Source organism: Bradyrhizobium sp. USDA 10063 (assembly GCF_054063735.1).
Genome location: NZ_JBSSGP010000001.1, coordinates 251,627 through 265,414, shown reverse-complemented (window position 1 = coordinate 265,414; position 13,788 = coordinate 251,627). Strand labels below are relative to the sequence as shown.

The following is a 13,788-nucleotide window of genomic DNA, read 5'->3' as shown; positions in this document are numbered from 1 at the left end:
AGCGGAATATCGTTCGAAGGAATTCAGCCTTACCGCGCCGGAGTCGACATTTGCCGCGCGCGGGCGGAGCGAGCGAACCGTCCGCTCGACAAAGAGTCGTGGCAGCGCCTCGCTGATGAATGGCAAAAGCTCGCCGAACACGCCGAGAACCCGAAAATCAATAACTCTTCGGCCGATGCCCCACTTGGAAACTTGCTTAGGAATCCTGTCCGTTGGCTGAAAGGGCCATTAACGAATACTGGGATGCCACCCTGCCGAGAGCCCGCAAGAGCGGCCTTCGGCTTGTTCAGCAAGACGTGCTGGTCCGGGCCAATGCCGTGGTCGGGGATCTGTATGTCTTTCTCGTTCGAAACTAAGGGTTGCCCGGCAATTACCCCGGCGATCGCGGCTGCGACACGATGGAACTGCGGCGCAGGCCGAAGCTGATTCCGATCCAGCTCGCGCCTGCCACAATTAGATCGAGGCCGAGAAACAGGCCGAGGATATAAACACTGTTGATCGGCCAACGTGCTAGGACCAACAATCCAACCAGCAGAGTAATCACGCCGGATGCCGCCAGCCAGAACCGCGCCGTTTGGCGCTTCATGCTGAATGCCAGGATCACGCGGATAATGCCGGAGGCGACCAGCGATGCGCCCAGGATCAGCGTAAGCACCGCAGCAGCGAGCGCAGGATTTTCAAATGCCACAAAGCCGGCAACGATGTAGAGCGCACCCAACGGAGCCCACAGAAAAAACTTGCCCCAAGTCTCAACCTGGAAGGCGTTGATCAACTCAGCGAGCCCAGCGATGATCATCATCACGCCAACGACGAGCACACTCGCCACGGTCGCGAGCGCAACGCTACCGAGCGCCACGAAACCAGTGATCAGATAAACTATGCCGAGGGCGAAAATCCAGCGCCACTTCGGCAGTGAAGCGATGTACCGACCGGCTCGAAAACGCAGGATAGCAGAAGAATTTGCCATGATGGTGCTCCGATGGGAAGCTGCGCCGCTGCATGGCGCGTACCCTGAAATTTTCGCCGTCGCTCGTCGCGACCTGCGGCGAGATCACCGGGCTGAGCTCACCGTTCGTTGCGAGCAGCCGGCTCAGCGTGCCCATGCCATGCACGCACTGCGCGGGGTGCTCGCCGTCGACGCTCAGGAGGTGGGTTGCTAACGATCTCGCCCAGATCCCGGGGCCAAGGTCTCGAACACCACGTTGTTGTTCGGGCCCGGCGGCGACTTGTTGAGCATCGCGAACAATTCCCACGAGACCTTGCCGGGGTTGTTCAGTGCGGGATTGGGATCAGGAGCCTGGGCGCGCGCAGCGCCCACAAGCGCAAATGTGACAAGAAAATTGATGCGGTCCGCTCCATCGTTGCCTCCGATTATTGGCGTAATCGTAGTCGAAAAAGAGCGCTCCATACCCTCGCCAGCCGCAACGTACGGCTCCGGTCCGGAGGGAATAGCGCGCCGTCGGCCCGATCTCACGCTTGGCGGATTGCTTAACTTACCGCAGATTGATGGCTGTGTTTTAGATGATCCAACATCTTCGAGCCTTCGCTGAACGATTTCGACCAGGATTGCTCCGCGAAATCCACGTGGCACTTCAGTAGCTCAGAGGGAGTTTTGGAGTCGGCAAGAGTTTTCAGAAAAGTGGCCTGGTCGTGCAAAGAGGAAGCAGCCAATTTTAATCCGTCCCTCAGTGCCGCGGCGAACAGGTTTCTTGTCGCTTCGATTGATTTTTGCCATTCCGGAAACGTAAATGAGCTGCGCGATGCAGCTGCCGCCGTTTCTCCAACACCATCAGCTTCGCCACCTGCTCCAGGGGTTGATGTCTGGGCCAATTCGGGCACCGCACGCGTCCGCCGTTCGCGTTTCTCGTCTTCGGCTGTGGTCGCGGGCATTCGATATCTCCCGGAAATAATTGCTACGTGCGGAGTGGTTCGCTGCTCACTTACGATCAGCAAGCTTCAGAGGGTACCACAACCTTCAACATGTCATACCTGCCTTATCTGGTAGCGCTTGATCGCAGGGCAGAAGCTCGACATCCGTTAGGCCCCCGTCCTCAACAATGTGAAGTTCGCCAACGATTCTGGATGCAGTTGAAGGATGTGGTCAGGTCGTGTGCACGGGAGAGCTTGGCCACTTGCTCGCGCATATACGTTGAAGACCGCCGATATCGGTCGGTTTAGCGTCTGCCGGCTCGAGGCGCCGCATGGACGGTCTCTGTCGCCATCTCGATCCTCTGCTGTCGGGCAAAAGACCAAGCTACCTGAGTTGCAGACTGTCGGAGTGTCCGGCTCGCTGTCTCCGATCACGATCAGCTGGAAATAGCGATCACGATCTCCTGGAATGGCAATCACGATCGTCTGGAACGCGCAGGGGGATGTCCCGCTCGATGTTGAAGCTGGGAGAGCGAGCGTTGCGTGACATGGAGGTTACGCGACCTTTCGGTTGTGCTCAAGGGTATGGCGGTTTTGAATGGCTCTCAGCGCAGCCTTCAGGATCGGCAATTGCTTCCACGCCTTCAGCCGCCTGAAGCCCTTTGCTGCTTCGATCATGCCCGCAGCGGTCCAGCGCAGGGCCATGCTTGCGTCGCGCCATCGCTTGACGTTGCCGCAGACGCGGCGGATCGTGCCGTTCATGTTCTCGATGATGTTGGTGCAGGCGAGCGATCGGCGGAGTTGCTGCGGCAGGCCCAGGCGCGTGACCATGAGGATTTCATCGAGCCCCTCGAGAATGCTGGCCGCCACCCCCGGCGCCTCACGCTCCAGGCGGCGCGCCAGGTTCTTCATCAATTGCTCGGCGCGTGCCGTATCGTCGATCTCCCAGGCTTGACGCAGCGCCTTGCGGACCGTCGCATGCAGATGGCCCGGCAGGCGCTCGACGATGTTGCGGGCCTTGTGGATCTGACACCGTTGGATCGGCGTGTGACGGCCGAAGGTTTGGCGGATCGCCTTCGACAGCGCCTTGGCACCATCGATGATGAAGAGGCGACAGACGGTAGGATCGAGCCCACGGCCGGTCAGGTTGTCCAGCAGCGCCTGCACGGTCGCAGTATTCTCGGTGGCACCTTCGACAACCGCCAGCGGATGCTTGTTGCCTTCGCCGTCGATGCCAACGGCGGCGACCAGTGTCAGCTCATCGCGGATATGCAACCCATCGATCTGGATCGCGAGCAGATCGAGCCGCGACAGATCTGATGACATCCATGCGGCCATCCGTTCTGCCGACAACTCGACGAACCGGCGCGAGACGGCCGACTTGGACCGGCTGTCACCCAATTTTGCGGGAACGTCGCCCTCCGGCAGGCGGACCGCACGACCGAACCGGCGGGTCGAGACGTTCAGCAGCATCAGGTTCATCGCCCATTTGCCGAGCCAATCTTCCGCCCGCGCTACCTCCCAGCTCGGCAAGCTCATCTCACCGCCGTCCCGTCGACGCACACGCGGCCGCTCGACCTCGATTGTCCCGCCGTGGAAGGGAAGCCGCCCCGTGGTCCGTCCCCAGCGGTGGCCGGCTCTCTGGTCCGACCGCCCATGGCGTGGCCCGCAGAGCCGCTCGCTATCCTCTTCCATCATCTGCGTCAGGCTCGCGATCCCGGCCGTCAGGCAGAAACGGTCGAAGCTTTCCCCAACTGTTTGCCAGGCCGCTTCCACCATCGTGGTCGCATCGCTGGCCGTTGTCGTGATAGTCTTCTTCATGGCGTTGCTTTCCTTCTCGTGGATTCGACACCCCAAGCCTAACAGCTCAAGGCGAGCAACGCCGCTCCTCCTATTTCAACAGCACTCGGGAGTACGTCATGAAAGCTGATGCGCGCCTATGAGTGAGAGTCTCATCTGATCAAAGCCGTAGCAGGCAGATCAGGACCGAGTCTTGCGGGCGTCGCGGTAACGCGGCGTCTGAAGTGTAGACAGGGGCCATGTGGGGTGCGGGATTGAGCCACGAAATGCTGAATGTCACGGAGGCCGAGTGTGTTCCCGACCACGAAGGCAGAATGTGCGCCGTCGCTAAGCGAGACGGTGATGCTCCGTCGGGGTCGAAGGCCGGATCACGCATGGAAAGCACGCATCGGAACATGAGAGGCCCGACTGGGTCCACCGGAATGATCCCCGGTGGGGGATGGCGACAAGGCAACGCCGGAGCCGCCATCCGAGCTGAGGTCGGGAGTCGGACTGGTTTATATTACCGATGAAGCCATCGAAGGAAACGAGATGGGCTGAGGGAAGGAACCAGCTCGAGAGGAGCCCCAACGAGAGGGACAAGGACCGGACGCAGAGCCGGGGTGTCTTGCCGCCCAATCTCGCGAGGGTGAACGCGGCGGCCCGCAAGGCCGCCCATACCCAATTTACGGCCTTGCTGCATCATGTGAATGTCGAAGCGCTCGAACGAGCGTTCCGGCGGCAGAAGCGGCGAGCGAGCGCGGGGGTCGATGGGATCACGGTGACGGATTACGAACAGAACCTGGGGAGCAATCTCGAGGAGCTCTGTCAACGAATCCACACCAACCGATACCGGCCGCAGCCGGTCAGGCGTTACATATCCCGAAGGCAGATGGTGGACGGCGTCCACTCGGCGTGCCGACGCTGGAAGACAAAATCGTTCAAGGCGCGGTTGAGCAGCATCTACGAAGTCGACTTCATGGGGTTCTCTTACGGCTTTCGGCCGGGGCGCAACCCACATCAGGCTCTCTCAGCATTGCATACAGCGATCATGAGCCAGCACGTGAACTGGGTGCTCGATGCCGACATTCGCAGCTTCTTGGATGTTGCGTCATACTACACCTTCAGTTTTTTTGAGAGGGTCGAAGAGGTCCGGAGCAATTGCAGGTACTTGAATTCGTATGCCTTTTGCCCGTCCGCGATAGACGTGAACGGCCTTAAGCTCGCCGCGCTTTACACGTTGCAAGATGGTTTGCCGCGAGACGCCGAGTAGATTCATGGCCTTGAACATCTTCACGTAACCTTCGGGCGCGCTCTCCACAAAGCGCGACCGCAACTCGTCATTGATGCGGATGCGCCACGGCGCGCCAGGTGTGATCTGCTCTCCGGCAATGAAGCCATCGTTGAGGCAGCGATGCAAAGTAGAGGGTGCGATCCCGAGAGCGCGTGCTGCTTTATCGATCGTCATGCACTCGCCGTCCTGCACTTGCTGTTTCGGCTCGAAGCACGGGATCTCCCAGTGCGTCCGCAGGCTCGACACACGATTTGCCGTAAACGACAGTCCTGTGGCCGTTGTACGGCCTTGGCGATTGAGGATGCCGGCGATCTTGGTGTCGGGATAATGTGCAGCCAGTCGCCGCAGCAGATCGATCGTATCGTCGGCCGTGCGGATCGGCGATGGATGCGAGTGCGGCAATGGGACATTAACTTCACTGAAGAGACCGCCGCGCCAACGCAGCGTCAGGTGAGCGTTGTATTTATCGCGCTCGACTCTCAAGGTGACATCGTCAAGCAGCGTGCGGAGCAACTCCTTGCGATCGCGATCGCTCGTTGTGGGAGCGAACCAGATACACTTGAGGTCTTTACCGAGTGCAAGGATCGCGTCGCGTTCTTCGTGCGTAAGCGAGCGCGGTCGGGCATGTTCGCGGTCCGAGAGTTGGGATTCGGCAGTCTGCAGTTCCAGCAGCGCGTTTTCCCATTCTGCTTCGAGGCCACGCGCGACGAGTCTATTCTCCGGGTCCACGGCGCGATAGCGTCGCTCGGCGCGCTGCGCGTTGTAGCGCGCACGCTCGACGTCGCGACGGAACTGCGCGAGAGTCGTCTCGTGATCGGCGTCGAATTGCTCGATCGCCTGGAGCGAGGCTTCCAGGCCTGCGGGCGCGAGAGCCGCAAGGAACGCTTCGGCGACAGCCACATCGATCTGCACACCGCCGATGTTGAGGCAGTACTCGCCCCGGCCGTTGACGATGTTCTTGCCGGCGCAGTGATATCCGGGCGCCGAGAACCGGCCGCTGTAGTGTACGGCCAGGCGCCGACCGCAGTGACCGCATACGGCGAGGCCTTGCAGGAGTGCTGCGCCCTCTCTCACGGCACCCCCGCTCTGGTGCGGTCGAGGACGGATGTTCTGCGCCAGGCGCTTCTGGTTCGCCTCGAAGGTATTCCAATCGATGTATCCGGCATGATGGTCACGAATGAACACCGGCCACTGCTCGCGGTCGCGTTGTCTGATGCGCTTTCGGATTCGACCGCCCGCATCGAGATAGCATGTCTGCTGGGTGCGGCCATACACATAAACGCCGGCATAGAACGGGTTGGTGAGGACCTGGTGGATCTTTGTGTAAGTGGGGGCGACCCAGCGGAGATCGACAAGGCTGTTGGAGTGCAGCGGAAAGCGCAGGCCTTGTGAGCGGAACCACAGCCACACGCGTCGTACCGAGCCGAATTCGGCAAAGCGGTCGAAGACAGCATGGATCGCGGCTTGCACCGACTCGTCAGGATGCAACAGCACCTCCCCGTCGGCGTCGCCCCGTACCAGACCCACCGGCAGCCCGCGGTGCAGCTCTCCGCGTGCGGCCTTGTTGCGGATGCCACCGAGCAGCCGCGCACGCAGCACATGCAGCTCTGCCTCTGACATCGTACCTTTGAGCCCGAGCACCAGGCGGTCATTGAACAAGCCCGGATGATACGATCGATCATGTTGATACCTTCATTTGTTTGGTCTCGGGTCGAAAACGAGGTGATCTCGAGCTCCTGTCTTAAGCTCTCGCAACGCAACAATGCTGGCTTCCGTATCAGGAAAGAGGAATCGCTTGTCGCAAGGATCGCGCTGGATATCAATGGTGCCGCTGCGGATACGTCGCTTGATCCAAGAACTCGAAACTCCCAAACGCTTTGCCATTGCGGTCACCGGCAGCCAACCAGCAATGTGACGAGCACGCGTTGCGACGCCGTCCTGCAGTACGCGATGGCGCTGCCGCACGATCTGAACGGTTCGTACTGGAACATAATTTCGGCGCGGTGAGCGGTGCCCCTCCTGGGTCAAGGTGTTGGCGATTTCGGCATCATCGAAGCCCTGGCGGGCCAGCTCAAGGATCCGTGCTTGCATCTCAGTCCCTCGAGTTAGAGCATGCAGTGCATGGACCCTCGGCTCGACTTCCAATTCGGATATCTCGCCACCACACCAGACGATCCGAACCGCGATTCGATCGCGCGTGATGCGGTGGAGAACAACCTTGTCAATCAGCGTTCGTAATAACTGCTTCTTATCTGCCCGGCTCACATCAGGCCGCCGCCAGAGCTCAGGCAAGTGTGGACCAAGCGCAAGAAACTCATTCTGCTCCTCTGGGGTCAACATGGCTGATTTGCTCTTCGTGGCTCGGCGGGTGGTCAGCGCCTCTTCAGCCTGCCGGAGTTCGCGTAACGCGTTTTCCCATCGCCGCTCCAACTCAGCGGCGATGAGGCGATTGTCAGGATCGACCCGATTATACTGTCGTTCGGCCAGGAGTGCCTGATAGCGCAGTCGCTCAACCTGCTGCTCTTCGGCGCGATCAAGCGCTTCGTCAGTCTGCTGCCGCGCATTGAGCGCACGCCTCCAGGCCTCCACCTCAGCGGGAGCGATCGCTGCAAAGAATGCAGCCACCACCTGTGCGTCGATTGGATCGGCGGGAAGATGCTGGCATAGCGTCTTGCCTTGGTGGTTCAACAGGGAATTGCAGACGTAGCGGGACCCGCCCTTGTATTGTATCGACATCTTGTGGCCGCACCGGCCGCACCAGGTGATGCCTTGCAAGATAGCGGCCCCCTCTCGGGGCACGCCACGCGTCTGATTGCGTTGGTATTCGGCATGGTTATCGCGCAACATGGCCTGGATCCGCTCAAAGCCATCCCAATCGATGTATGCAGGATAGCGGTCCTTTACTACTACCTTCCACTCTGCCATTGGGCAGCGGGCCGTCTTCAGTTTACCACTCGTATAGGTCGTGCGGCAGGACTTGGTGCGGCCATAGACGAAAGCGCCAGCATAGGCCGGATTCCTCAAAATTCCGGAAATCATGCTGGCCGATGGTGTCCGCCACGCAATATCGCCGAACCGGTCCCGCCGCGGTATAGAGAGCGCACGATCTCGGAATGACCGGATTACCTTGCCTACGGAGCCTCCCTCCAGAAATGTCGTGAAAACCAGTGATATCCGCTGCTGCACCTCCCTGCTCGGATCCTTCGATGCCACACCATTGGCGTCACGTTCCAAACCCGCCGGTAACAGTAACGTCAACTCGCCGCGCTCGGCCTTGGCGCGCAGCCCCGCCGTCAGACGGCCGCGCAGTGTGTGCAACTCCACTTCGGAGATTGTGCCCTTTAAGCCGAGTAACAGGCGCCCATTGGTTGAGCCAGGATCGTAGACGCCGTCGCGATCCGCAATGAGGCATTGCCGGTAGCCGCACAGATCGAGTAGCGGGTACCAATCAGAGCAGTTGCGCGCGAGACGCGTCACCTCATAGGAGAGAATGATTCCGATTTCACCCAACGTGACGCGGGCGATAACGTCCTTGAAGCCCTCGCGATGCGCTGCTGTCGATCCACTCAATCCAAGGTCGGCATCAACGACATCAATATTGGTATCATCCCAACCGAGATCGGTGGCTCGCTGTCGCAGTGCATACTGCAGTCGCAGGCTCTCCTGGTTGGTTATCACCTGATGAGGCGTCGACTGCCGAATGTAAATTACGGCTCTGCGACAAAGGTGGCTCCCCGTCACAAGATCCGACCTCATGGCTCTTCTCCCAGCGAACCACGCGAGCTTGCCAATTTTGATTCGGAGCCGTGCCTTAAAGAATCATTTGTCGGCTGATTCGCCAAGCTCGTCAGCACCACGTCTCTTGAAAGCCGGAGCAAGTCTCGAATGCTTTCGAGCGAAAGCTTGCTTGACGGGACAGACAGCCGCTCGCCATAGAGGTTGGTTGCTGCAGCTCGAATTCTCAGCAAAATGCCGTCGCGATAATGAACGAGAACGCAGCCGCGGAGCGAGCTTCCGGCCGATACCAAATCAAAGCGCCGTCCGTATAGTGGATGGGTTGGGTCGGTTACGGTAATCTGCTCTAATTGATCAGATGGCTCCCGAATAGGGGCATCATGCTGTGTGGTCGTAAATCCCATCTCCATCACCGATGAGCGTGTGGGTCAGGCCACATAGATCGAGCAAACGGTACCAATCAGCATTATTGCGCGCTAGTCGCGAGACTTCCAAGCCGAGCACGATGCCCACCTGGCCGAGGCCGACCTCCGCGGTCATACGCGCGAAGCCGGTGCGCTCGGAAAAGCCGGAACCGGAAATACCGAGGTCCTCATCGATGACCTTCACCTGATCGCGTCGCCAACCAAGCCGCGCGGCGCGTTCGGCTAACTCGTACTGACGGGCAGTGGACTCGCGATTATGCTCGACCTGCGTCGTACTGGACTGACGCACGTAAACGATTGCGCATCGGCGTAGGTGCTCAGCGGTGATCTTGCTCAGTTCGTTCATCGTTGTGATCTCCGGCAGTGGCGATTGCTCGGGCGATTAGTCGGGCGAGTCGCAGCACGAGATATGCGCGCTGCTCTTTATCGAGGGCCTCCCATACGGGTACGGCACCGTGCTGAGGTGGGTCGAGAAAGCTTAGCTGCTGCATGGCTGTCCTCCGATTCCGGTGGCAGGACAGTATGCGCGGCATCCGATTGCCGCAGTAAAGCGTCGACGATCGTCCGGGCGTGCAGCAGCTCGGCGTGGGAAGCCAGGAATGCCGCTCGAGCGAATTGCGGGCTTGCATGCGGTAAATGCTGTGCGATAGGCAGATCTGTCCACGCGGCCGGTACAAGGGCACGGGTACCATCGGGCAGTACAAGCGTCAGATGAAGTTCGTCGCGTCGATGACACCAGCCAAGCACATTGAGCGCAGATCCCTCAAAGGGATGGCGCGACCGAACGATGGTTACCTGATCGGGATAGTCGTCGAGATGATGAGCGCGGTGGTGGGTAGTCTGTCGAGTAGTCTTACGACTCGATTGATCACGAGTGGCTGATGCGGATGGTGGCGCACAGGATTGCCGACCCTCGGATCCTCCGGCTCATTCGGATGTGGCTTGAGGCCGGTGTCCTTGAGAGCGGAGAAGCGGAGAATGGTACGAAACGGACAAGGGGACACCGCAAGGGGCGGGCATCGCTCCCCGAACGCAAAAGGTAATTTTGCGGATTTCGGCTCTGGTGGCCTCCGTCGCATGTCGGCGGCGAACTGTCCGGCGGAGAAGGTGCGCCAAGCGGGATACAGTGTCGGATAACGATGGTATCGTCACCAATCAGTACCTCCTTGACGACAAGGCGCACGATGCGCTGGCGCTCGATGATGTCAAGTGTATCAGCGGCGCTGCGCAGGCGCGTGAGGAACGCGGTGAGCGTCTCCGCCAAGCGCAAGAACATAGCGCGGTCGTTGAGCTGCTCGGTCATAACCTGGAGTTCGGCGCGCAGCGTTTGCTCACGCTGACGCAGTGGAGGCATGCGCTCGCGCAATTGTTCGAGCGAGACGAGTTCTTCCTGATAGGCGCTCAGCAACCGCTCGATGCTCCTGCCGACACGGGTCAGTTCTCTCTGCAAGCTCTGCTCGCGCTGCTTTGTCGGATCCGATGCCCGCGCCGCTGCGAGGCGGCGATCGAGTTCATGCTGAATCACACTGGGATCTTCAAGCAATCGGATGACTTCGGTCCATACGATCTGGTCGAGCAGGTCCTGGCGTACAAAGCGACCATTGTCGCACACGGGCCCACCGAGTTTTCGCCAGCCGTCCGAGCCGATGCACTTGTAGTAATGAAGCTTGCGCGCGCTGGTTCTCGTCGAGGTGCGAGAGAAGGCGTAACCGCACTTTTGGCAACTGACCAATCCCTGTACGATGCTCGGCGTAATCGTTCGACGCCGCGCCCGTATCTTGTTCTGCTGCAGAAGCTCCTGCGCTCGCGCGAAGCTTTCCTCAGTGATCAGCGCAGGAACCGGGATCTCGACCCACTCCTCTCGCGGACGTTCGTGTCCCGCGCTGTTGCGCTTGGATATTCCGCCCCGCAACCGCAGCGGCCGGGTGATGCGCGAGCGTCGAGCGGTGCGGGTCTTACCAAAGCAAGCAACCCCCCGGTAGGCGGAGTTGCGCAAGACGGCCCAGACGACCGAGCGCTCCCAGCGAACGCATTTTTTGCGCGTCGGCACACTTTCATCGTTCAGCCGCCGGGCGATTTCGCCGATGCTGTGCCCCTCGACGGTATACATCTCGTAGATGCGTTGCACGACGCGCGCCTCGGCCTCGATCACGATATACGCGGCGGGAGCTTCGTCGGTCTTGCGGATATATCGATAGCCATACGGCGCGCCGCTCATGACACTGATTTCTCCCGCTCGGGCGCGGTGGCGCTTGCCACGACGCGATCGCTCCAGGATTTGCGCGCGTTCGTACTCGGCAATCATGCCCTGGAACTGCACGAGCAACTGATCCTCGGCGCTGGCGCCTTGGGGAGCTTTGACGAACAGCGTCTCAACCCCGTGCCGGGCGAACTCTTCGATCAGCAAGACCTGGTAGGCGTACTTTCGGCTCAGCCGGTCCGGGGCGTAGACGAGCACGGCCTGGATCTGTCCCTCGGCGGCAAGATCTCGTATGCGCTCAAGGCCTGGCCGCTCAAGAGTGGCTCCGCTGTAGCCTTCGTCTTCGAACACCCACTCCTTCGGCACCTCGAGCTCGCGGCTCTTCGCAAACTCGATCAGCGCCGCCGTCTGGCTCGCGATCGTGCGTTCCTCGCGTTGCTGCTCCGAAGACACGCGCGCGTAGATCGCTGCCAGCTTCATGAACGCTCTCCCTTACCCGCTCGCCGACGAGGCGCTCTCGCGCGGGGACCAAGATGTCGTACGCCTGTGCGAGTTTGGACTCGCGCAGTCGGTCAAATGCATAGTCGAGACGAACTTCAAATGAGCGAGGCGTTGCGCGTCGCTCAGCCATGTCGCTTGAGAGCCCCCAGAAACCCCTCCAGCGCGCGTGTTACGATCACGCCGATGGTTAGGCCGCTGCTCTTGGCATACGAGCGCAGCGCACGCACCGTGGTCGGGGGGAGCTTGAGGGTGATGGGTACCGTCGGCTCGCTCGGTTCGATTGGCCGCTCCAGCCGACCAGCTTCTTCGAGGTACCGATATGCTTGACGCAGCGACAGGTCGAACTCGTGCGAAAGACGACGAGCGGCCTCCGCCAGCCCCGTCTTGCGCTCGAGGAGTCGGTAAGCGGCGTTCACATGCACCGCCTTGTCCGCTTTTGTGGATCGCATCATACGACATAAACATATTACTTCTTGAGGCGCAGGTCAAGCACCGGCCGATCCCTCCAGCCCCGCACCACGCGCTCAAACTGGAAGTTACCTTTTGCGTTCGGGGAGCGATCAGCCCGTGCCTCGCCAACATCGTCTTGCATTACGCCCTCGATCTCTGGGTGCATCAATGGCGCCGTCGGCACGCGCGCGGTCGGGTATCGATCGTGAGGTATGCCGATGACTTCGTGATGGGCTTCGAACGGCTGGCAGATGCCCGACGGATGATGGCTGACCTCAAGGAGCGACTGGCGCGCTTTGGCTTGGCACTCCACGAGGACAAGACGCGTCTCATTGAGTTCGGCCGCTTACCGGCCATGGCTCGACGGCAACGCGGCGCGCGGCGACCAGATACATTCGCCTTCCTCGGCCTCACCCACTACTGTGGATGGACCAGGGACGGCAGATTTATCGTAAAACGCAAAACGCAGAGCAAGCGCATGACGCGAAAGTTGAAGGCGTTGCGGCAGGAAGCGTGGCAGATCATGCATGCCCCGATGGCGACACAGCATCGCTGGTACTCCAGCGTGCTGCGTGGCCACTACGGCTACTATGGTGTCCCACACAACTGGCGCTCTCTCAACGGATTCCTGCAGGAGGTCCGGCGCATCTGGCTCACTTGCCTCAGACGGCGCAGCCAGAAGAACCGGAACAAGGGCCGGGATTGGTTTGAGACTGTGGAAGCGCGTTTTCCCTTGCCCCGGCCACGTATCATTCATCATGGGCGTAGGAGCAAACCGATGCTGGTGACTCTCGAGAAGAGCCGGGTGCGGGAAATCTGCATGCCCGGATCTGTGAGGGCGAAGCCGAATGGCTTAGCTACTCGACCATTCCCACGCGCAGAGGGTGTGGGGTAGTTCGACGTCACGTCCGCTCCGTGCCCGCGGGGCACGATTTCCCATCTCCCCGCGTCTTTCGTTAACCCGAGAAATATCCGCAGAGTTGATCTTTTGACGTTCCGCCCGTTCCGGGACTGCATGCCGCGGATGTCACCATGGCCGACGGAGGCGAACGGGTTAACCGTGAACCTTGCCTCGATATCGGCACTTGGCACGCCGTCGATCCAACCAGCGACACTCAGGGAGCGCTTGCATCGCGCGTGATATTCCTTGTCGCCGCTTGTTCGCGTTCGGAGTGCGCTGGCAAGGCTGTGCCATCGCGGCTCGCCGAGCGTGAGAATCCCGGGAAGCTGCTGTGCGAATTGCGCGTGACGAAGTCGCTGTTGTAGAGGCGAGACACGAGCGTCTGGCCCTTTTTCCACGTCAAGGCCACGAGCGTAGGAGTCGGGATCGTTGATGCTGCACTCACCCGCGCGATTCTCAGCCCGGGCTGATCGTGATTCAGACGCGCCGCTATGGCAACGCTAGCCGCGGGGCGACGGGTGGCACTTGGCGTGGCCCGCGCCCCCGCTTGCGGCCCCAAGCGTCGCGTGTGATAGATCGTTATCAAACACCAGCGTGTAGCGCATTTCGAGCTATGCGGGAAAGTGGGTGATGA

At 60.4% G+C, this 13,788-nt stretch carries 11 protein-coding genes; 2 read left to right on the top strand and 9 right to left on the bottom strand.

Going from position 1 to position 13,788, the window contains the following annotated elements:
* Positions 1 to 370: 370 nt before the first annotated feature.
* The 9 genes from ACVJGD_RS01250 to ACVJGD_RS01210 form a co-directional block, all read right to left on the bottom strand.
* The gene (locus ACVJGD_RS01250; protein WP_456632672.1) at positions 371 to 967 is read right to left on the bottom strand and encodes an HdeD family acid-resistance protein; all 597 of its coding nucleotides are present in this window, start codon (positions 965 to 967) and stop codon (positions 371 to 373) included.
* Positions 968 to 1,488: 521 nt separating this feature from the next.
* Entirely contained in the window at positions 1,489 to 1,890 is a 402-nt protein-coding gene (locus ACVJGD_RS01245) for a phasin family protein (protein WP_456632671.1), read from the bottom strand.
* 534 nt (positions 1,891 to 2,424) lie between these two features.
* Positions 2,425 to 3,690, bottom strand: coding sequence for an IS256 family transposase (locus ACVJGD_RS01240; RefSeq protein WP_456632670.1), 1,266 nt, complete (start codon positions 3,688 to 3,690; stop codon positions 2,425 to 2,427).
* Positions 3,691 to 4,759: 1,069 nt separating this feature from the next.
* Positions 4,760 to 6,583 carry a recombinase family protein gene (locus ACVJGD_RS01235; protein ID WP_456632669.1) on the bottom strand — a complete coding sequence of 608 codons (1,824 nt, stop codon included), beginning with the start codon at positions 6,581 to 6,583 and terminating at the stop codon, positions 4,760 to 4,762.
* Positions 6,584 to 6,634: 51 nt separating this feature from the next.
* Positions 6,635 to 8,698 carry a recombinase family protein gene (locus ACVJGD_RS01230; protein WP_456632668.1) on the bottom strand — a complete coding sequence of 688 codons (2,064 nt, stop codon included), beginning with the start codon at positions 8,696 to 8,698 and terminating at the stop codon, positions 6,635 to 6,637.
* Positions 8,695 to 9,081, bottom strand: a complete 387-nt coding sequence (locus tag ACVJGD_RS01225) for a hypothetical protein (RefSeq protein WP_456632667.1) — start codon at positions 9,079 to 9,081, stop codon at positions 8,695 to 8,697. The genes ACVJGD_RS01230 and ACVJGD_RS01225 overlap by 4 nt, the downstream gene beginning before the upstream one ends.
* Complete coding sequence (locus ACVJGD_RS01220) at positions 9,056 to 9,448, bottom strand: recombinase family protein (RefSeq protein WP_456632666.1); 393 nt, start codon at positions 9,446 to 9,448, stop codon at positions 9,056 to 9,058. Before ACVJGD_RS01220 ends, ACVJGD_RS01225 begins: the two co-directional genes overlap by 26 nt.
* A 522-nt stretch (positions 9,449 to 9,970) precedes the next feature.
* The gene (locus ACVJGD_RS01215) at positions 9,971 to 11,782 is read right to left on the bottom strand and encodes a recombinase family protein (RefSeq protein ID WP_456632665.1); all 1,812 of its coding nucleotides are present in this window, start codon (positions 11,780 to 11,782) and stop codon (positions 9,971 to 9,973) included.
* A gap of 143 nt (positions 11,783 to 11,925) precedes the next feature.
* A complete protein-coding gene (locus ACVJGD_RS01210; RefSeq protein ID WP_456632782.1) occupies positions 11,926 to 12,255 on the bottom strand; it encodes a ribbon-helix-helix protein, CopG family in 330 nt (109 codons plus the stop codon).
* Here ACVJGD_RS01210 and ACVJGD_RS01205 point away from each other — a divergent pair.
* Positions 12,240 to 13,148, top strand: a complete 909-nt coding sequence (locus ACVJGD_RS01205; RefSeq protein ID WP_456632664.1) for a reverse transcriptase domain-containing protein — start codon at positions 12,240 to 12,242, stop codon at positions 13,146 to 13,148. The two genes, ACVJGD_RS01210 and ACVJGD_RS01205, sit on opposite strands and share 16 nt — an antisense overlap.
* A 137-nt stretch (positions 13,149 to 13,285) precedes the next feature.
* Positions 13,286 to 13,519: a hypothetical protein gene (locus tag ACVJGD_RS01200; RefSeq protein WP_456632663.1), complete on the top strand. Its 234-nt coding sequence runs from the start codon at positions 13,286 to 13,288 to the stop codon at positions 13,517 to 13,519.
* Positions 13,520 to 13,788: the final 269 nt, after the last annotated feature.